Here is a 20,042-nt window from a genome sequence, read left to right as displayed (position 1 = left end):
GTGGAACCATAATGGTTGTGCAAATAAGACGTTGAGATTTTTGCTGTGGCTACCATCACGCTCAAGAATATCCCTGAGGATCTCTACGAACGGCTTAAAATCGTCGCCAAGGCCAACCACCGTTCCATCAACAGCGAGTTGATCCACTGTCTTGAGATTGCTCTGAGACCGCATCAGGTACCACCCGAGGAACGGTTGGAACGTCTTCGCAAGATTCGTCCAGACATTCCGCATTCTGCCGTATCACCTGAGGAGATCCAACAGGCGATCGAGGAAGGCCGGCCGTGATCGTTGCTGATACCAATCTCATCGTCTATCTGGTGATGCCGTCCCCTTATACGGAAGCAGCGGAGCGGCTTTTGATTCGAGACCCGGATTGGGTGGTTCCTTTTCTCTGGCGCAGCGAATTCCGCAATGTGCTTTCGCTCTACCTGCGCAAAGGGTTGATCCGTTTCGACCAGGCGCTGGCAATCCAAGCTGAAATGGAAACGCTGTTTCAGGGTAAGGAGTACGACGTAACCTCGCTGGACGTTCTTTCACTGACACACCACAGCGGGTGCTCAGCCTATGATTGTGAATTTGTGGCGCTCGCAAAAGCGCTTGACATCAAGCTTGTGACCATGGATCGCAAATTGGTAACCTGCTTCCCGGATACGGCAATGCTTTTGACCGCCTTCTGCGAGTGACTCTGGCCGTCATGGCCTTGACGAATAAATCCCGCCAAAGGCCCATAAGAATCAACGTGCAGAAGCACCAGATCCAACCACCGCGCCACCCAAACCACTGACTCGAACCGTCCGATTCGCGACTGCGGCGCGGAAGGCGTCGTCGGTCCCCCAGAAAACGAACCCGCGTTTCGCCCGGGTGATCGCAGTATAGAACAGTTCGCGCGTTGCCACGGTAACGGTCTCCGTGGGGAGCACGAGCAACACCGCGTCGAATTCCGACCCTTGCGCTTTGTGTACGGTCAGTGCCCACGCGCTCTCCCAACGGGGCAGTTGCGCAAGCGGAACGGGGCGGACACCGTGCGGTGCGTCAGTGTCGAGAAACCAGGCAAAGAGAGCGCCTTTCCACGGGAAGACCACCCCTTGGTCGCCATTGAAGAGGGAAAGACTGTAGTCGTTGCTTTCGATCGTGATCGGCTGCCCAAGCAGGATCGGTCTTCCCGCGCCCGTACCGACGAACGGGATGCGGTGCGCGCGGTGCCACTGTTCGGCAATTCGGGCGTTGAGGGCACGCACGCCATAGCGGCGATCGTGGCGTAGCGGACTGAGCACCCGAAAGCCGCGGTAGCACGCAAAGAGGGTGCGCACGTACGCGGCAACGCTCGAAAAGTCGCTTCCGTTGGGCGCAACGGCAAGGTGGGCCAACACGCTTTGAAATCCGCGATCGATCGCCGCGAACAGTTCCGCTGCGGTCGGTTGGAGCCGCAATGGAGGAAGATCTTTGGGGAACTCATGCGACGCGAAAAGAGAGCGCAACACCGCTTCGTCCGCAGGGGACAGCATCTGCCACGCCGCGTCACCGTTGCCCGCGATCACCGCATCCGCAAACGCCCCAATCGCGGCGGTGAAGCGGTGGCTGCGGGAAAGAGGCAGGTGGCAATTCGGGTAGCGCGCGACGAGATCGGCCAAGACGTTGCCGGCTTCCACGGAGGCGAGTTGGTTGGGGTCGCCGATGAGCAAAAGCTGCGCGGTGGCTGGAAGCGCGCGCACCAGTTTGGCAAGAAGCAGCACATCGACCATCGACGCCTCATCGACCACGACCAGGTCGTAAGGCAGTGGCCGTTGCGCGTGGTAGCTCGGTTCGGGTCTGCGTCCGATGCCCAAGAGACGGTGCAGCGTGAGTGGGGTGAGCGCACAAAGACATGCTTTCGCAGCGTCCGAAAGCGGCAATTCGGATAACACGAGCGTCAATGCTTCCCCCATCCGTTGCGCCGCTTTCCCAGTGGGCGCAGCGAGCGCGATCGGCATCTCAGGATGACGCCGAAGCGCTGCGGCCAAGAACCAGGCGAGCGTCGTCGTCTTGCCGGTGCCCGGCCCTCCGGTCAAGAGGGCCACCGGCAGTGTGAGCGCGCGCGCGATCACCGTGCGCTTTTCCGCTTCGAGCGCGAACGCATCGGCGGCTGCACGAAATTCGGGATCGAGCGGCGCGGTCTCGGCAGGGTCGATATCCGCTTTTCGTAACCCTTGGGAATTGGCGCCAATGCCGACGCGCGCGTCGAAAAAAGCGGCCAGGGTCTGTTCCGCTAGCCAGTAGCGGTGAAACTGCGCAAGCGTCCCCGTAAGGATCACAGGGGCAAATCGCGAGCCGTCCGAAACCCACGGTTGTTGCCGCAACCAAGCGGCCGTTTCGGCAGTCAACTGGAGAGCGGTATTGCCCTCGGCAAGGGCTTCCAAAAGCGCCTCCACGAAGCGTTCCACCGCCTTGCCCGCGCGCTCCGCTTCATCGACCACGTTTCGATCCGCACCAGCGGGAGGAGAGGAAACAGCCTGGAAGGTTTGGGCGAGGTGGCGCGCCAAAATCGTGGTTGCCGTCTCTTCGCGTTCCCGTTCCGATTGGGTCGTTTCGCTTTGCGGTTCCATCGGGGTTCCTTTTGCTAGCGGTACGCGGCAGCGGCCATGCCCAGGATCTGCCACGCTTCCTCGAGCAAATGGGGTGCAAACGCAAAGGTATGGATGCCGTGCGACGTTCCGGCAACGGTTCCGCGGATGAAGAGGTAGTGAACGGGCCCCAGGTGTCGGTGCGGGTCATACCCGGGCTGAAAGCGCGCAAGCAATCGATCGACGGCCACCGCGTAGAGGAGCGCCTGCAGGGTATAGCGGTGGTGCGTCACCGCCTGCGCCAAAGTTTGCGGGTCGTAACGCGCCAGGCGGTTGGTTTTGTAGTCGATGATCGAGTAGCGGTCGTCGCGAAGGATGACCAGGTCGATCACACCGGTGACGTACCCGCGCAAGGTGTCGCGCGCCCATAACGGGCGCCAATTGGGGTCGAGACGCGAAAGCAACGCATTGAGCGCGGCAAGATCGATCGCATCGACAGCAAAGAGGAAGGGGTGTTCGCGAAACGTCGCATGACACGGCACGTTTTGCAGCGAAAACCCACCCAAATCGGCGCCGAGCGTGGCGGCGAGTCGGGTGCGTAGCGCCGTTTTGGGCATGGGACGTGAAAGTCCTCGGCGCAGCCACAAAGGTTCGAGGCACGACCAGTCGGGGTTGGTAAAGTCGATGGTCTCCAACCATTCATGGACAAAGATCCCAAACGCAGTGCCAGCGGGCAGCGGGTCACAAATCCCGCTGGAATCGCTTTCCACGTTACTTGCCGCAAACGGGTCGGTTGCTTCATCCAGCCAGCGGCTCCACGGGGTTTCGCGCTCGTCTGGGGTGACCGCGCGCGCAAGCGCAGTGAAACTGGTGCGTTGCCGCGCGCCTTGTGTGATGCGTTCGTGCGGGGGTTCCGCTGGCGGTTGCAAGGTAACCGGATCTTCGGAGTGCTGCCAACGCGCCAGGTGCGTGGGGGGAACCCGCGTTTCGAAGTAAAAAGCCGAGGAGGCTTCTAGCTGGGAGCGGCGGTTGCCGACCAGTTGATCCAACGGATTGTTGTCCGCACTCGACCGCTGGGGCCAATAGAGCGTGAGGTGACGCTGCGCCCGGGTACACGCAACGTAAAAGAGGCGGCGGGCCTCTTGCTCGGCTAGGGTCTTGTAGCGCGCTTTGTCGGCTTCCGCGAAACTTGCGCGCGTGCCATCAGGCAAGGGGAGGGCAAGCGGCGTACTTGCTGATCGCTGCTTCCGCCAGGCGTTGTAGAGGAAGACGATCGGGTATTCGAGTCCTTTCGCGCTGTGCATCGTGACGATCGTCACCGCGTCGTCGTCGCGCTCCAAGCGCAGTTGCGCGTCATCCTTTCCCCCACCCCCATGGTGGCGCGCTCGCGCCCAGCTAAGGAGCGCTTCGGGCGTTCGTCCGCGGCTGCTCGCCTCTTCTTGGAGGAGTTCGATGAGGTGGCGCGCGTCGGCCACCCGCCGTTCGCCATCGGGTAAGCGCGCGAGCGTCCCCCAAATACCGCACTGCGAAAAAAGCGCTAGGAGCGCTGCAAGCACCCCTTCGCGTTGCCAGGTGCGCTGCGCTGCTTCCAGCGCTTGGACAATGGTCGCAACCGCCTCGTCGGCTTCGAGCTGCGCTACCGACCACTGGAAAAACGGCCCCAGGAGCAGCGCTCTGAGTTGGGGTAACCGCGCCGGGTTGCGAATCACTTCCAACAAGCGGATCAGTTCCGCGGCGGTGTCGCTCAGCCAAACGGACGTGCGGCTGGTGAGCACGCTCGGCACCCCCGCTGCCCGCAGCGCCTCTTGAACCGCAAGGGCGTTGTCGTTCGTTGGCGTGAGCACCGCGATATCACCCGGACGCACAGGGCGTTCACGCCGGGCGCCATTCTCCGTTTCCCACAACCAACCGGTTTCGAGCGTGGTGACGATATCGGCCGCAAGGCACCACAATTCGGCACGACGGAGCGCCTCGGCGCTGCTATCGTCGCTGTTGTCCACGACCACCACCCGAATTCGCGTCATTTCCGTGGCACCCAGCCGAAACCCGAGCGCATCGGGCGAACGCCCAGCGGCGATTTCGTGCGCGACGCACCGCGAATCGAGGAAGGGGTTCGCGTCGTTTGCGAAGAGTTGGTTGAAGCCCGAGATCAGGGTAGGGTGCGAGCGATAGTTGGTCGTGAGCGTGTGGCGATGGTGCGCGGTGTCGATCGCCGTGAAATAGGTCTCCAGATTGGCCCCGCGAAAGCCATAGATCGCTTGTTTGGGGTCCCCAATGAGAAAGAGCCGATGGTGGGACTGCGTGAAGATCGTGCGGAAAACCCGCCACTGATCGGGATCGGTGTCTTGAAATTCGTCGATGAGACACGCGGCAAACCGCTCCTGCAATCGGGTGCAGATGGGCGGGGTCGGTGTTTGGGTGAGTCGATCCGCCAAGCGGCGTTTGAGGGAATCGAACGTGAAGCGGTCGTTTCGGACCAGCTCTTCGGCACGCCACTCCTGCCATCGGTGAAATTGTGCGGCGAACCAGGCTTCGACCACTGCGTCGAGCGGAGGGATGGCGCGTAGCGCCGCGTCGAGCGCACGCCATTCGGCAACGGCATGCGCCCGATTTTCTGGGGAAAAAGCCGTCTCGAACGGGACCTTTTTGGGTAGCGCAGTTCCTTCCAGGTACGTCAGTACCCCGCCTGCGGCATCGCGAAAAGTTGGCAATTCGCCAGCAAGAAGGGGCGCAATGAGATCCCGTTTGACTTTTCCCCGTCGGTTGTCGGCATTTATTTTACATAACAATTCTTCTGAAATTTCTCCAAGCGCACGCAAACGCGCTGGCGGCCACTCGGCATAGAGCACCTCATACGCTTCCCAAAGGGTTTGCCAATCGGTAGGGGAAGAGAACCGCGCGTTCGGGCCCAGGCGGTGAAAATCGGACGCGAGTTTGTCCGGTGTGGGATAACGCGCAATCACCGCGTCTTGTAGGGGTTGCGGCAACACGGCGCTCCTTTGCCATAGCGCGTCGATGAGCGGTCGGTCGAACCGCGCTTCGTCCTCGAGCAGCGTTGCCGCGGGCGAAATACCCAACGCGAACCCTTCCTCTTGCGCTACCTGCATTGCAAACGCGTCGATCGTGGTGATCGGCGCCAGATCGAGCAACCCTTTCGCGCGACGCAGACGGTCGCGCGCCGCGTTGGGATCGAGTCGCGCCAGCCACAGAGAAAAAGGATCATCAGGAACAATAGAGGGATCGTCGAGTGGTGTGTGCAACGCCAGTTCCACCTCGGTCAAACGGCGGTGGATCCGTTCGCGCAGTTCGGCCGCTGCAGCGCGGGTAAAGGTGACCACCAAGATTTGGTCGATCGGAATCGCCTTCTCGACGACAAGGCGGACGAGCAGTTGAGCCAACGTGTAGGTTTTGCCGGTTCCGGCGCTCGCTTCGATCGCGTGGATACCCGGTAGGAGCGGGTCGTTGTACAGATCGAACGGCGCAGCCTGCATCACGGTTTCACCCCCATTCGTCCCGTTTCGCTTGGAACCGAGTTGGCTTCGGCGCTACCGGAGAGCGGGATGACTTGGCTTTTCTGTGCCCAAAATTCGAGCCGTGGCCGCAATAACGCGTAGCTCTCTTCCAATAGCGCATAGAGCGCGCTTTCGGAACGGTTGCCAAAGGCCCAGAGCAGCGAGGGATCGGTGTGGTCTCCCCCATCGTGCCCTTGGCGCATGCCCAGTGCGCGCTCTGCCGATTCGAACCACGCGGCACGGCAATTTGCTTCCTGCTTCGCATCGCGTTCGTTGTTTTCGGGCGACGAAGACCGCCATTTGTCCCACCACGTGTCCCACCACGTGGCGTGCCACGGTAAGGGGGCGCTAAGCGTTCGGGAAAACAGCGCGAGCCACTGCGCGAGCTCTGCCGCCGCCTCCGCTGCGCTGACCGGCGGGTGTTGTAAAACGATCGCCGCTGTGTCTGCTTTCGGGGTTCGGTCGAACGCGTAGAGGTGCGTGTGCCAGCCGCCTCTGTCGCTTGCGCAGAGCAGGAGATGGCGCAACCAGAGCTGAAGTCGGTTCTTTTTGGCGACTCGGTGGGGGTGAAAGGCGACGAACGTCCGATTCCCTGCAACGGGGAGGGTATCGGTGACCGTCCATCCGTCGATCGTCACCGAATAGGTCTGTGGTGTGGGCGAAGTCGGACAGGCGTGCCGATACGCCTGCCAAAGGGTCGAAAAGTGAGCGAATGCTTCCTGTGCGCGGCGCGCGCCACTTGGGTGCAGCGGCCAGACTCCTTCGGCCTGCGCGCGTTGTAGGGTAGCATTGGGCAGGGTTTCGTCCCATGCCATGCATGAAGCCGAACGGGCTTGGGCACCTTCGTTGAGGCGTTCGCGCAAACGCCATTCGTCGAGGCCATCCGCCACCAATTTGGCGCGCGGCATCGGCGGTTCCACAAGGGGATCGGTCGCGACGCCATGTTGGGCCAAACGCCAGGCAATCGGTGCGGAGAGCGCAGCGGCGAGCGTCTCGAGGGCCAGCGCTTGGGTTGGCCACGGCAACGGCGGCAGTCTGGAATCGCCCACCGCGGGCGCCAACGAGGCATCTGCTGCGTGACGCAGCGCGACGCAGATCGCGTAATGGTCCCTGTCGCGACCGCGCAGCACGTTCGGGGTGTCCGCGGCGAAGTAACGGCTGTGGAACGGAAAGGCACGGTGGCTGATGGTAAGCGTCTGCGGGGGTAGCGCGTCGTCGCGCTCAACCGGCAGCCCATACCCGTATTCCAGCACTTCCCGCAATTCGGTCACCACCTGCGCAGGCGGCCGCTTGGCGTTGGTGTCCGGGGTCAGCCCTTGCCACAGAATTTCCAGCCGTTCGCGCACGCACAGCAACAGTTCGAGAAAGGTATAGCGGTCTTCGCTGCGTAGGTCGCGGTCGCCGATACGGAAATGGCGCCGCAGCAGATCGTACGCGGGCGCCCGCTGTTGCCTGGGGTAGGCTTGATCGTCCATGCCGATGAGAAAAAGAACACGGACCGGAATCGAACGCATCGGCAGCAGATCACAAAAAGTAATGCCCCGCTGCAAGAACCCCCGGCTGTTGCGCCGTTCCGCCCCCAAAGATTCCACCCAGGCGGCAATCGTGGCAAACCCGATGGGCGTGCCGGTTTCGGTGAGCGGTGCTGCCTCTTCACCCAATGTTTCGATCGCCTCCTCGAGCGGTAGGCGCTGCGGGTCATCAGGAAAGAAAAATTGCGCCAAGCGCCGCAGCTCCTTTTGCCAGAACGGTAGCGAAAACCCGTCTGGGTGGTGCGCAAGATCGCGCCATTCGCGCATCCGTTCCCACAGCGCGAAAAGCGGAGCAAGGAGCGCCATCCGCTGGCCTTCGCACGCGCCGACTGGAGCGAATGCGTGCCAAACGGTATCGGGTGCATCACAGACGGCGCCCAACAGCAATCGGCGCAGCCCGGAAAGCCAGTCGTTGCGATGGGTCTCGCTCGTGAGGTCACAACGCACCGCGCCGATCTCGACGACCATCTCAGAAAGGAGATCCAGCTCGGCGGCGGTGAGGTCGAACCGAGCCATCACCCACGGTTGGTGAAGGAAATCCCATACCTCGTCCCAGGCAAAATCCCCTTGGATCAGCGCGAACCAATCAAGAAGACATTGCAGCGCGGGCGCGTCATGGACCACCGTCCGGTCGGCGATGGTGTGCGGAATGTCGGCAAAAAGCGGCGTGATGAAGGGGCGGTACTGGTCGATTTGCGGCGACATCACCACGATTTCGTCAAGCACCAGATCGGGCGTCTCCGCCAACAGGGCTCGGATCCGATCCCGCAGGACTTCGACCTCTCTGAGCCGCGTATGGCAACGGTGAAAGAGGATGTTTCGCTCGACATCAGGCGGCAGCGGGGATAACGTGTTGTCGCAGAGGTCGTTTTGCAGATGCTCGAGCAGGGTCACCGGGCGATCGGTGGGTTGGTGCCGTTCGAAATGGGTGAGTTCGGCCATGGCTTGCGCTTCTAGCAACTGGCGCTGAAAGCACGCGCCATGCCACCCGTACGCGATCAGCAACGGGTGGTGCGTACCTTCAGGTAAGCCGTTGGGATCGCTCAGGTAAGCAAACCGCGCTTCCCGTTTGGGAATGTCGCCCCAGTACGTTTCGGACGGCGAAAGGGTGAAGAGGTGCACCGGACCATGGGCGCTTAGCGCGAGCAAGACTTCGAGCATGAGCGGAGGAAGATAACTCACTCCGAAGACGAAGATCTGCGGCGGAAGCTGCGCCACCTCCGCTTCCGAAAGCGCTGCGAGCCGTTCGATCAATTGCCGCCACAAGGTCCCGCGGTGGGGTGCAATCGCAAGCTTTTGCCACAGCGCCATCTGCCAAGACGCGTGGGGGTCGTTCGCGAGCGGGTTCTGCCCCTGCGACCAAGCGTCGAGCCAATCGGAGCGCAACAATTGGTACTGGTCGTAGAGGTTGGCGAGCTGCTCGGCCAACTGAAAACGCTGCCGCGCGGCGTCCGGTTCTGCGATACCGGGGAATGGCAGCGTCGCGGCAAACGCAGGATCGCGCAACGCTGCCTCGATGCGCCAGCGCGTCCGTTCCCGAGCCAACGGCGCGGCATCGAGCGTCACGCCAAACGTTTCGGCCAACCGGTCGAAGAAATGGTGGGGAAAAAGGAATTCACCGTTCCCCCAAATCCCGAAGTGGCGCGCCAGTTGGTGTTCGAGCCACCGCTCCATCCCACGGCCTGCGATCAAGAAGGGCAGGCGTTCGAACGGTTGCGGCGGCGCATGCTCGAGCAGATCGACCAGATGCGCCAGAAGAATTTCGGTGCGGTTGCTGACGTGGAGGATGAAATGCACGGTGGTGACAAACGTGGAGATTTGGATTTCGCAACGAAAAGAAAGTATAACGTAACGGTACGCGATGCCTTCGAGATTGGCGTGAAGGAAAGTCTCATGATCCAACCAGGGTTGCGCCGAACGAAATCGAAAATCCTCGATTTTTTTCCTCCTACTTTTCGTTATCGTGGGCTCGGTATTGATCGCCTATGGTGGGCAGCAACTCTGGATCGCTTACCAAGCGGAGTCATGGCCTCAGACAGTGGGGACCGTCATCGCGTCATCGGTTGACTATCATCGGAGCCGCAATTCGGCCAGCTATTTCCCTCGCGTTCGCTATCGCTACACGGTCGATGGCGTGCAATACGAGGGGCACCGGATTTGGGTGGAGGAACAAGGGCGCTCCTCCCGCGGTTGGGCGCAAGAAGTCGTAGCGCGCTATCAACCCGGGACGATGGTCACGGTCTTTTATGACCCGAGCAATCCCGCTTTCGCTGTGCTGGTTCCTGGACTCTTCGAAGGGGGGGCGATCATTTGGGTTTTGGTGGGCGTCGTTTTCATTCTGTTTACTGCAGGGTTCTACTGGATTCTGGCTGCGAAAAACCCAGCCGATCCTGCCGGCAACGGTGGGGCTTTGGCTCAGAGTGCCGATTCGTGGGCGCTCAATCGCGAAGCAACGCGGCGTTTCTTTTTGGTTTTCACCGCGTTGTGGGTTTTGCTGAGTAGCCCTGTCGCGTGGGAGGCTTTGCAAGGGCGCGCGGCTCCAGGACTATTGGGCGTTCCGTTGATCGGACCACTCTTTGCCTGGCTGTTTGCGAAAGCCTTTGCAAAAAGCGCCCAAACACCGTCCGAGCCAGTACCGCGCGTCACCATTTCGCGACCAGAGGAACAAGAACGTCAGCGTGATGCGGTGCGCCAGAAGGAGCGCATCATCACGATAGTGATCGTGGCGTGGTTGCTGGTTGCAAGCGGAATCGTTACGTTTTTTGGGCTCGGTTCGCTCATCGGGCAAATCGTCGCGGTGCTGACGCTCATTGATGTGGGATTTTTGTGGTACCTCAAACATAAGATCCGCGCCAGGGCTTCGGCACCGGAATCTGGCGTTGCGCTGCAGAAACGGACGCGCCGGTGAATTATCCGATCGCTCTGAGCGCAGCAAGCAACGCGTCGTTCTGTTCGGGTGCCCCCACAGTGATGCGTACAAACGGCGCGATGCGTTCCGGTTTTGCGAAATGGCGCACCAGAATCGCTCGGGCACGAAGCGATTGCGCCAACGCTGCGCCACCGATCGACGGATGGCGCGCAAAGAGGAAGTTGGCTTTCGAGGGAAGCACCACAAAACCCATCGCAGCGAGCGCGGTAGCAAGGCGCTCACGCTCCGCAATCACAGCCTGCCGGGTCTGTTCGAAATAGGCTTCGTCTTCGAGCGCCGCGATCGCGCCGGCTTGCGCCAACCGGTCGAGCGGGTAGGAGTTGAAACTGTCTTTGATCCGGGTGAGCGCTTCGATGAGCGGCGGTTGGCCGATCGCAAAACCGACACGCAACCCCGCCAGCGCACGACTTTTCGAAAAGGTTTGGACCACCAAAAGATTGTCGTAGCGGTGGGTAAGTGGCACGGCGCTCTCCGAACCGAAATCGACGTACGCCTCGTCGACGAGCACGACCGCTTTTCCCTGATGCGCCGCTACGATCCGTTCCACTTCGGCAAGGGGTAGCGCAATGCCCGTTGGCGCGTTGGGGTTGGGAAAAACGACGCCGCCACGCCCAGCCGCCCTCAGCGCGGCGCAATCGAGCGTGAAATCGTCATGAAGCGGCGTCGTTTCGAAAGGCAGCGCGTAGAGGCCACAATAAACGGGGTAGAAGCTGTAGGTGATTTCAGGAAAGCGCACGGGGCCGCTGTGGCCCAACAAACCTTGAAAGGCGAACGCAAGCACTTCATCGGAGCCATTACCGACGAACACCCATGACGGTTCGACACGATAGCGTCGGGCCAGTACTTCACGCAGCGCTGTTGCCTCAGGGTCGGGGTAACGACGGAGCGGCTCACCCAGCTCCTGTTGAATCGCCGCGACCACACGGGGCGAAGGGGGGTAGGGAAGTTCGTTGGTGTTGAGTTTGATGAGATTGGCAATGCGAGGCTGCTCACCGGGCGTGTAAGGGAAAAGCGAAGCAATGCGGGGGTTCCAGTAAGGAGAGGAAGCGTTTGGTTGGAGCATGATACTCAGCGCACGGATAGAGACAAACGGGAAAATGGTATCATGGCGACTCGAAGATTTATTGCCGATACAGGACGTGATGACTGCCCGAACCGCTGAAGTGACGCGCACCACCCTTGAGACGAGCGTCACCGTTCATCTCGATCTCGACGGCTCCGGCAAAGCGCACATCGCCACCGGCGTGCCCTTCTTGGATCACATGATCGACCAGATTGCCCGTCATGGCGCGTTCGATCTCCGCGTCGAAGCGCGTGGAGACACCCACGTCGACGACCACCACACGGTCGAAGATGTCGGCATCACGATGGGGCAAGCGTTTGCCCGCGCGCTGGGCGACAAACGGGGAATCGTCCGCTATGGCCACGCCTACGTCCCGCTCGACGAAGCGCTCTCCCGCGTCGTGGTCGACCTCTCCGGGCGACCGATGCTCACGTTCCATTGCGGGTTCACCGCGGAAAAAATCGGCCGGTTCGACACGCAGCTCGTTCGTGAATTCTTCCAAGGCTTCGTCAACCACGCCGCGATCACGCTCCATGTCGAAAATCTCTACGGCGTCAACGCCCACCACCAGGCAGAGACGCTCTTCAAAGCGTTCGGTCGCGCGCTGCGCGTTGCGGTAGCCATCGACGAGCGGCGCTCCGGGTCGGTTCCTTCGACCAAAGGGTCACTTTCCGGCTGAGGAGCCGTTGCGATGCGCATTGCCGTGATCGATTATGGGATGGGGAACTTGCGTTCGGTGCAAAAAGCGCTCGAACATGTGGCCCCGCATGCGCAAGTGACGCTCGCCCACACGGCTGACGCGTTCTATGAAAGCGACGCGGTGGTCTTTCCTGGGCAGGGCTCTTTTGCCGACTGCATTGCGGCTCTGACCGCGCAGCAACTTACCGACGCGGTCCGATGGGCCGCCGCAAACCGTCCTTTCTTGGGCATCTGCGTCGGTCTGCAACTCCTCTTTGCCCATTCGGAAGAAGGAGACGTTGCGGGACTTGGTATTTTACCGGGGAAAGTGGTGCGCTTTCCCAAAAACGAGATGTTCGCAACAGGGCATGCGCACCTCAAGGTGCCGCACATGGGCTGGAACACCATCACCGTGACCCGCGACCACCCCGTTTTACCCGCCAGCGAAACCGGGAAACGCTACTATTTCGTCCACAGCTACGTCGTCGTTCCGGAGGACGACGCGGTCACCCTCGCTACCTGTGAATACGGGATTCCCTTTACCTGCGCGGTGGCAACCGGCAATCTGATCGCGACGCAATTTCATCCGGAAAAAAGCGGTGAAACCGGGCTGGCACTCCTTTCTCGATTCGTGACTTGGGCCCAAACCTTTTCCGTTTCATCCACCCAGTAGGACTACACGCCATGTTGTTGATTCCGGCGATCGACCTCAAAAATGGACAATGTGTGCGTCTGAAACAAGGGCGCATGAGTGACGCCACCGTCTATAGCGACGATCCTGCTGCGATGGCACGCCATTGGGTCGACCAAGGCGCGCGGCGCCTTCACTTGGTCGACCTCGACGGCGCGTTTGCAGGGCGCCCGAAAAACCTTGAGGCGATCGAAGCCATTCTCGAAGAGCTGGCCGAGGACGAAGTCCCGGTTCAGTTGGGCGGCGGCATTCGCGATCTCGACACCATCGAACGCTATCTCGACATGGGGGTCGACTACGTCATCATTGGCACTGCTGCGGTCAAAAATCCTGGCTTGGTGCAAGACGCTTGCGTCGCGTTTCCCGGACACATCCTGGTTGGATTGGACGCGAAAGCCGGAAAAGTCGCCACCGACGGATGGTCGAAGGTCACAGGGCACGACGTCGTCGATCTGGCGCGCAAATTCGAAGATTATGGCGTCGAGGCGATCGTCTATACCGATATCGGTCGCGACGGGATGCTGACCGGCGTCAATGTGGACGCCACGATTCGACTGGCACAAGCGCTGGAAAAGACGTGGATCATCGCCTCTGGGGGCGTGGCGTCACTCGCTGACGTCGAAGCCTTGTGCGCGGTTGCCGACGAAGGGATTCTAGGCGCGATCACCGGACGCGCGATCTACGAAGGGACGCTCGATTTCGCCGCCGCGCAAAAACGGGCCGATCTGCTGTGCGAGGCACGCAAGAACGGGAACGCGGAGCAGCCACGGTGACGCTTGCCAAACGCGTGATTCCTTGCCTGGACGTGCATGCTGGGCGTGTCGTCAAAGGGGTCAATTTCGTTGGGCTGCGTGACGCGGGCGACCCGGTTGCGATCGCGCAGCGCTACGACGCGGAAGGCGCCGACGAACTCACTTTCCTCGACATCACCGCATCGAGCGACGAGCGCGCGATCATGCTCGACATCGTCGCCCGGGTTGCCGAACGGGTCTTCATCCCCTTCACCGTAGGCGGCGGCGTGCGCAGCGTCGAAGACGTACGACGGTTGCTCCTTGCTGGCGCCGACAAGGTCAGCATCAATACCGCTGCGGTGCAAGATCCCACGCTCGTTGCCCGCGCTGCCGATCGCGTCGGTTCGCAAGCGATCGTCGTCGCGATCGACGCCAAAGCGGTCGCCCCTGGGCGCTGGAACGTATTTACCCACGGTGGTCGCCGCGACACGGGACTCGACGCGGTCGAATGGGCCGTGCGCGTTTGCGAACTCGGCGCAGGCGAAATTCTGCTGACCAGCATGGATCGTGACGGCACCAAACAGGGCTTCGACCTCGAACTCACGCGAACCGTTTCGGACGCAGTACCGGTTCCGGTGATCGCGTCGGGTGGCGTCGGCACGCTGCACCACCTGGTGGAAGGGGTAACCGAAGGGCACGCCGATGCGGTCCTTGCCGCGTCGATCTTCCATTTCGGCGAATACACGATTCAGCAAGCGAAAGCCGCGATGGCCGAAGCAGGGGTGACCGTACGATGGTAGCGGCAGAAGCAAACGACCGCCAAGGAACCGTTGGCACGAATCCCGCCACAAAAGCCGACAGTGCGGCAATCGAAGCGGCACTTGCCGCGGTCCGATGGGGCGCAGATGGCCTGATCGCAGCGATCGCTCAGGACGCCGACGATGGCACGGTGCTCATGGTTGCCTGGATGAACCGCGAAGCGCTTGCCGAAACCCTGCATTCGGGGCGCGCGGTCTATTGGTCCCGTTCGCGGCAACAACTGTGGCGCAAAGGGGAATCGTCCGGCCATGAACAGCAGGTCGTCTCGGTCCACCTCGATTGCGACGGCGACGCCGTGCTTTTGCGCGTGCGCCAACAAGGCGGCATCGCATGCCACACCGGGCGCAAAAGCTGTTTTTACCGCGAATGGTCACCACAACACGGATGGTGTGCGACACTACCGGTTTTGAAAGATCCCAAGGAGATCTACCGATGATCGATCACGAAGTGCTGCTGCGCGTTTCCCAGACCCTTGCGGAACGCAAAGCAGCGCCACCTACTCAATCGTACGTCTCCCAGCTCTACCAAAAGGGCACGGACGCGATTCTCAAAAAAGTCGCCGAAGAGGCTGCCGAAGTCATCATGGCGGCGAAAGATGGCGACCGCCTCCATCTGATTTGGGAGGTGACCGATCTCTGGTTTCATACGATGGTGCTCCTTGCCCACATGGGGCTTTCGGTCGAGGACATTCTGGCCGAATTCCGCCGCCGGGAAGGGGTTTCCGGCATCGACGAAAAACGGGCACGCCTTGCCCAAGCCCAGGCGGCGGAAAGCGTGGTCCCATCCAAAGAATGAGCGCAACCAAGGAGGACTTCCGTGATGAGCGATACGCAGTTCGACGCCAATTGCATCTTCTGTAAGATCGTCAAAGGGGAAATTCCCGCGAAAAAGGTCTATGAAGACGACTACGCCGTCGTTTTTCACGACATCAACCCGCAAGCCGAAGTGCACCTCTTGGCGATTCCGAAACGCCACATCGTCTCGACCAAAGAACTCACCGACGCCGACACCGAAACGATCGGTCGCGTGATGGTGGCCGCCACCAAAGCGGCGCTCGCGTTGGGACTCGACGACGGTTGGCGTACGATCATCAATACGGGTCGCATCGGGCGGCAAGAGGTGATGCACCTGCACGTCCATATTTTGGGCGGCAGCAAGGTATTGCCAGCGATGGTCAAATGGTAACGCTTGTGGGATAATCCAAGGAACACCCTTTTTTGCGGAGACACACAATGGGTTCCTTCAGCATTTGGCACTGGCTGGTCGTTCTGCTCATCGTCATCTTGGTGTTTGGCACCAAGAAGTTGCGCAATATCGGCCACGATTTGGGTAGCGCGATTCGCGGTTTCAAAGAGGGAATGAAGAGCGGCGAAGCCGAAGCCGAAGAAAAAGGTGGCACAGTCGTCGCGAAAACAGAGGCGCAACCCTCTGCAACTGCGTCTTCCGCGCACCCCTCAAGCACCGCGAACGCGGCAGGCAGTTCTGCTGCTGAGAAAGACGCAACGGTCATCGAAGGCCAGATTCGCGAAAAAAGCTCTTCCTGACGGAATGGGCTAACACCCGATGTTCGATATCGGCTTCTCCGAGCTCGTTCTCATTGCGCTGGTCGCGTTGATCGTGCTGGGGCCAGAGCGTCTGCCCAAGGTGGCGCGCACCGTCGGCCACCTGTTGGGGCGGATGCAGCGCTATGCATCCAGCGTCAAAGCGGACATCGAACGCGAAATCCAACTCGAAGAACTCAAAAAACTGGAAACACAGATCCAGGCGCAAGCGCGTGCTTTCGAAAGCGAAATGCAACAACAGCTTGCGCAAGTGCAGTCGAGCGTGCAGGATGCCAAAAAAACGCTCGACGAAGCAGAGATGACAGCGCTTGCCGGTGAATCAGAAAAGACAACCGCACCACCAGAAACCACCGCGCACAACGCTGCACCGCGCACGCCGCCAGAGTCAGATTCTTCATCCAACGATCGGGCCACCGAAACTCAAGCTTCTCCCACCGCCCTCGAACCGCCGTCTGTCGAATCCGCGAAGACGTTGCTCAATAACGGGTTGCGTCGATGAACGAGCAACAAGAAACTTTCATTTCGCATCTCGTCGAGTTGCGCGACCGGCTGCTGCGCGCTGCGCTCGCTGTGATCCTTACGGCTGTCGTGCTGTTGCCATGGGCGAATTTCTGGTACGACCTGTTGGCATTGCCGATGATCCAAACGCTGCCGCAGGGAACGACGATGATCGCAACCGGTGTTGTCACGCCGTTCTTCGTCCCCGTAAAAGTCACGCTTTTGTTGGCGTTCCTCGTTTCGTTGCCTTATGTGCTCTATCAGATCTGGGCGTTCGTCGCGCCAGGGCTCTACGCGCACGAAAAGCGGTTGATCCTGCCGCTTGTCGTCACTTCGTCGCTGCTCTTCCTTTTGGGCATTGCGTTTTGTTACTTCTTCGTCTTCAAAACGGTTTTTCGCTTCATCGCCGATTTCGCACCGCAAAGCGTCCAGCTTGCGCCGGACATCGAACAGTACCTGAGCTTTGTGATGACGATGTTCGTCGCGTTCGGCGTCGCGTTCGAAGTGCCGGTTGCCGTCGCACTTCTGGCGCGCATGGGCGTCGTCGAGCATGAGCAACTGGTTGCCGCACGACCCTACGTGATCGTCGGCGCGTTCGTGATCGCCGCGATCGTCACGCCACCCGACGTGATCTCGCAACTCATGCTCGCCGTGCCCATCATTTTGCTCTACGAACTGGGGCTCCTCTACGTGCGTTTCACCGCGAAACGCCAACAAGAAAGCGAAACGGAAGAGGGCCTCCCGGTTCCAACCTACCAAGCACCAACGGAGGCCGACTTGGATCGCGAGCTCGATCAGCTGGAGAAAATTGACGGCAAGAAAACGTAATTTCCCTCCCTGTGCCGCTTCGCTGTAGCGACTGCCCACGCAGCAAGCGGCATAGAAACGGGCTGGTATGCACACAGTCCGCTTTTTTCGGCGTATAATACTGTAATTATGTACAGTACCGGTTTTCCATTGCCTGCGGAGCACGAGTGGGAAAAACCCCTCAGTCTCGATCGTTACCTGATCGCGCATCCGCTGGCAACCTTTTTCATGCGTGTCGGGGGAGATTCCCTGATCGCGCACGGAATCCACCCAGGCGACATCTTGATCGTCGATCGCGCCGTGACGCCCAAGGTCGGCGATTGGGTGATCGCAGTGGAAGCGGGGTCGTTTGCCGTACGCTGTGTCGAACGGGGACAACCCCTCATGGTCTGGGGCGTGGTGGTCGGCATCGCACGCAAGCTTCGCTAGCGGCGCAACTACAAGCGTAGTGTGAGGCACAGGGAGGCATTGATGACGCAACCAACCATCTGGGCGCTCGTCGATTGCAACAACTTCTACGTCTCCTGTGAACGCCTCTTCAACCCGAAACTCGAAGGGCGGCCAGTCGTGGTATTGTCGAACAACGACGGCTGCGTGGTCGCCCGCAGCAACGAAGCCAAAGCGCTCGGCGTTCGCATGGGGCAGCCGTGGTTCGAATTGGAACCCAGCGCGGCGCAGCTGGGCATCGTAGCGCTGTCGTCGAATTACACCCTCTATGGCGACCTGTCGAATCGCGTGATGGCGCTTCTTGCGACGCTCGCGCCACGGCAAGAGGTCTATTCGATCGACGAATGCTTTCTCGACTTTTCCCTGTTCCCCCCCGAAACGCGGGCCGCGCACGGGAAACGGATCCGACGCGAAATCCGCCGTCAGCTTGGGCTACCGGTTTGCGTCGGCATCGGCCCAACGAAGACCCTTGCGAAACTCGCCAACGCCTGTGCGAAAAAGGGCTGGGCAGGCGAGGGCGGTGTTTGTGACCTGAGCACGTGGGGAAACGCCGCCCGCGATGCGCTTCTCAACACGATCCCGGTCGACGAAGTCTGGGGCGTTGGCAAGCGTCAGGCCCGGCAATTGGCTGCAGTGGGAATCACCACAGCCGGCGCGCTCGCCGCTGCGGACCCAACTTGGGTGCGGCGCCGCTTTTCCGTGGTCCTGGCGCGCACCGCCCAGGAACTACGCGGTGAACCGGCGCTCGAATGGGCAGAGGCCCCGATCGTCCAGAAGCAACTGGTCGTTTCCCGCTCGTTCGGTACGCGCGTGACCTCACTCGAAACGCTAGGATCCGCGCTGACCGCGTTCGCGACCGCAGCCAGTGAAAAGCTCCGCGCCCACGGCTGGTTGGCTCGGGAAGTGGGGTGTTTCCTCGAGACCAATCCGTTCGATCCCGGGCACTATTACCATCCGTTCTCGAGCGAACCGTTGCCGCTGCCGTGTAACGATGCGATCACGCTCGCCAAAACCGCCAACCGGATTGCGGCGCGCCTTTTTCGCCCCGGTTACCGCTACAAAAAAGCAGGCGTGGTACTGTTCGAACTCATCCCCAACGGAACGTGGCAACCCGACCTCTTCACCGCTGAACTCCTTCCGCGTTGGGCTGAGCGGCAACAAACGATGGCAGCGCTTGATGCGATCAACCGCCGCTTCGGCCGCAACACCGTGACCCTTGCCGCAGCGCACCAGCGTGGCTGGCAGATGCGGCAAACCCGACGCTCGCCCAATTACACCACCGATTGGCGTGCGTTGCCGGTGGTGTGATCACCACAAGCGTGCTTTACGGCATAATGAAGGAATCCATACGAAAACGCAACGCCATCACAAAATGGAAAAACAGTTCAACACCGCTGGCCCGTCGAAGCCGCACCTGCACTACATGATCGACCCCCTCAAGCGGATTGACCTCCCTGAGGTGGAGATGCTGATCGCGCAGGAGCGCTACTTTGTGCTGCACGCGCCGCGGCAAACTGGCAAGACCACCTGCCTTTTGGCGCTCATGGATCATCTCAACCGCACTGGGCGCTACCGCGCGCTCTATGCCAACATCGAAACTGCGCAAGCAGCACGCAACGATGTGGCGCGCGGCATCACCGCGGTGGCGAGCGCCATCGCCCGCTCAGCGTCGATTGCGTTGGGAAACCCGACACTCGACGAGTGGCTACTGTATGGAGAAGGGCAGGGAGTGGCACCCGAAGAACTGGTGGCGCGTCTGCTCACTTACTGGAGTTTACAAGAGCCAGAGCGTCCCGCTGTACTCTTATTGGACGAAGTCGACGCCCTTGTGGGCGACACCCTGGTTTCGCTTCTCAGGCAACTGCGCGCCGGTTACACCCAGCGGCCACGCGCGTTTCCCCAATCGGTGATCCTCTGTGGTGTGCGCGACGTGCGCGACTACCGCATCCACACCCCCGGCCAAGAGGTGATCACCGGCGGTTCGGCGTTCAACATCAAAGCCGAATCGCTGCGTTTGGGAAACTTCACCTTCGACGAAACCAAAGCGCTGTGGTTGCAACACACCGAGGCCACCGGGCAACGGTTCGACGACGCGATCTGGGAGCCCCTCTGGCTCGACACCGAAGGGCAGCCGTGGCTCGTCAATGCGCTCGGGCACGAATGCACCTGGAAAGACAAAACGCTACGCGCCGACCGGACGGCGCCGGTGACGCTCGAACGCTACCAACTG

Annotated in this window: 20 protein-coding genes; 16 read left to right on the top strand and 4 right to left on the bottom strand. The window is 60.8% G+C overall.

Annotated elements, in window-relative coordinates; genetic code table 11:
• The first annotated feature begins 45 nt into the window (after positions 1 to 45).
• On the top strand, positions 46 to 288 hold the full coding sequence (locus tag KUL93_RS07230; protein WP_217126401.1) for a FitA-like ribbon-helix-helix domain-containing protein: 243 nt from the start codon (positions 46 to 48) through the stop codon (positions 286 to 288).
• Complete coding sequence (locus tag KUL93_RS07225) at positions 285 to 686, top strand: type II toxin-antitoxin system VapC family toxin (protein ID WP_119335099.1); 402 nt, start codon at positions 285 to 287, stop codon at positions 684 to 686. The genes KUL93_RS07230 and KUL93_RS07225 overlap by 4 nt, the downstream gene beginning before the upstream one ends.
• 51 nt (positions 687 to 737) lie before the next feature.
• Here KUL93_RS07225 and recD read toward each other — a convergent pair whose 3' ends face one another.
• From recD to KUL93_RS07210, 3 genes are read right to left on the bottom strand one after another with little or no spacing between them, the layout of a single operon-like run.
• Positions 738 to 2,585 (bottom strand): exodeoxyribonuclease V subunit alpha, encoded by a 1,848-nt coding sequence (gene recD, locus KUL93_RS07220; RefSeq protein ID WP_217126400.1) that lies wholly within the window; start codon positions 2,583 to 2,585, stop codon positions 738 to 740.
• A gap of 14 nt (positions 2,586 to 2,599) precedes the next feature.
• Positions 2,600 to 6,034, bottom strand: coding sequence for a UvrD-helicase domain-containing protein (locus KUL93_RS07215; RefSeq protein ID WP_249419347.1), 3,435 nt, complete (start codon positions 6,032 to 6,034; stop codon positions 2,600 to 2,602).
• Positions 6,034 to 9,384 (bottom strand): exodeoxyribonuclease V subunit gamma, encoded by a 3,351-nt coding sequence (locus KUL93_RS07210; RefSeq protein ID WP_217126398.1) that lies wholly within the window; start codon positions 9,382 to 9,384, stop codon positions 6,034 to 6,036. Before KUL93_RS07210 ends, KUL93_RS07215 begins: the two co-directional genes overlap by 1 nt.
• A gap of 166 nt (positions 9,385 to 9,550) precedes the next feature.
• On the opposite strand from KUL93_RS07210, the gene KUL93_RS07205 reads away from it, so the two are divergent.
• The gene (locus tag KUL93_RS07205; protein WP_217126397.1) at positions 9,551 to 10,495 is read left to right on the top strand and encodes a DUF3592 domain-containing protein; all 945 of its coding nucleotides are present in this window, start codon (positions 9,551 to 9,553) and stop codon (positions 10,493 to 10,495) included.
• Between the two features lies 1 nt (position 10,496).
• On the opposite strand, the gene hisC is transcribed toward KUL93_RS07205, so the two are convergent.
• Complete coding sequence (gene hisC / locus KUL93_RS07200) at positions 10,497 to 11,579, bottom strand: histidinol-phosphate transaminase (RefSeq protein ID WP_217126396.1); 1,083 nt, start codon at positions 11,577 to 11,579, stop codon at positions 10,497 to 10,499.
• A 79-nt stretch (positions 11,580 to 11,658) separates the two neighbouring features.
• Here hisC and hisB point away from each other — a divergent pair, with 79 nt between their 5' ends.
• The 13 genes from hisB to KUL93_RS07135 form a co-directional block, all read left to right on the top strand.
• On the top strand, positions 11,659 to 12,258 hold the full coding sequence (gene hisB, locus KUL93_RS07195; RefSeq protein WP_217126395.1) for an imidazoleglycerol-phosphate dehydratase HisB: 600 nt from the start codon (positions 11,659 to 11,661) through the stop codon (positions 12,256 to 12,258).
• Positions 12,259 to 12,270: 12 nt separating this feature from the next.
• Positions 12,271 to 12,930: an imidazole glycerol phosphate synthase subunit HisH gene (gene hisH, locus KUL93_RS07190; RefSeq protein WP_217126394.1), complete on the top strand. Its 660-nt coding sequence runs from the start codon at positions 12,271 to 12,273 to the stop codon at positions 12,928 to 12,930.
• 11 nt (positions 12,931 to 12,941) lie between these two features.
• Positions 12,942 to 13,721, top strand: a complete 780-nt coding sequence (hisA, locus tag KUL93_RS07185) for a 1-(5-phosphoribosyl)-5-[(5-phosphoribosylamino)methylideneamino]imidazole-4-carboxamide isomerase (protein ID WP_119335091.1) — start codon at positions 12,942 to 12,944, stop codon at positions 13,719 to 13,721.
• Positions 13,718 to 14,479 (top strand): imidazole glycerol phosphate synthase subunit HisF, encoded by a 762-nt coding sequence (gene hisF / locus KUL93_RS07180; protein WP_217126393.1) that lies wholly within the window; start codon positions 13,718 to 13,720, stop codon positions 14,477 to 14,479. The genes hisA and hisF overlap by 4 nt, the downstream gene beginning before the upstream one ends.
• Positions 14,473 to 14,934 carry a phosphoribosyl-AMP cyclohydrolase gene (gene hisI, locus KUL93_RS07175; protein WP_217126392.1) on the top strand — a complete coding sequence of 154 codons (462 nt, stop codon included), beginning with the start codon at positions 14,473 to 14,475 and terminating at the stop codon, positions 14,932 to 14,934. The genes hisF and hisI overlap by 7 nt, the downstream gene beginning before the upstream one ends.
• A complete protein-coding gene (locus KUL93_RS07170; protein ID WP_217126391.1) occupies positions 14,931 to 15,293 on the top strand; it encodes a phosphoribosyl-ATP diphosphatase in 363 nt (120 codons plus the stop codon). The genes hisI and KUL93_RS07170 overlap by 4 nt, the downstream gene beginning before the upstream one ends.
• A gap of 24 nt (positions 15,294 to 15,317) precedes the next feature.
• Positions 15,318 to 15,683 carry a histidine triad nucleotide-binding protein gene (locus KUL93_RS07165; protein ID WP_217126390.1) on the top strand — a complete coding sequence of 122 codons (366 nt, stop codon included), beginning with the start codon at positions 15,318 to 15,320 and terminating at the stop codon, positions 15,681 to 15,683.
• A 47-nt stretch (positions 15,684 to 15,730) separates the two neighbouring features.
• Entirely contained in the window at positions 15,731 to 16,042 is a 312-nt protein-coding gene (gene tatA / locus KUL93_RS07160) for a Sec-independent protein translocase subunit TatA (protein ID WP_119335086.1), read from the top strand.
• 19 nt (positions 16,043 to 16,061) lie between these two features.
• Positions 16,062 to 16,559, top strand: a complete 498-nt coding sequence (gene tatB, locus KUL93_RS07155; protein ID WP_217126389.1) for a Sec-independent protein translocase protein TatB — start codon at positions 16,062 to 16,064, stop codon at positions 16,557 to 16,559.
• Positions 16,556 to 17,386, top strand: coding sequence for a twin-arginine translocase subunit TatC (gene tatC / locus KUL93_RS07150; protein ID WP_217126388.1), 831 nt, complete (start codon positions 16,556 to 16,558; stop codon positions 17,384 to 17,386). Before tatB ends, tatC begins: the two co-directional genes overlap by 4 nt.
• Positions 17,387 to 17,494: 108 nt before the next feature.
• A complete protein-coding gene (locus tag KUL93_RS07145; RefSeq protein ID WP_283249593.1) occupies positions 17,495 to 17,794 on the top strand; it encodes a LexA family protein in 300 nt (99 codons plus the stop codon).
• Between the two features lie 42 nt (positions 17,795 to 17,836).
• The gene (locus tag KUL93_RS07140; protein WP_217126386.1) at positions 17,837 to 19,120 is read left to right on the top strand and encodes a Y-family DNA polymerase; all 1,284 of its coding nucleotides are present in this window, start codon (positions 17,837 to 17,839) and stop codon (positions 19,118 to 19,120) included.
• A 64-nt stretch (positions 19,121 to 19,184) separates the two neighbouring features.
• A partial coding sequence (locus tag KUL93_RS07135; protein ID WP_217126385.1) for an ATP-binding protein occupies positions 19,185 to 20,042 on the top strand: 858 nt, incomplete at its 3' end.

Source organism: Hydrogenophilus thiooxidans, assembly GCF_019049855.1.
GTDB lineage: Bacteria > Pseudomonadota > Gammaproteobacteria > Burkholderiales > Rhodocyclaceae > Hydrogenophilus > Hydrogenophilus thiooxidans.
This window is presented reverse-complemented; position numbering and strand designations above follow the sequence as displayed.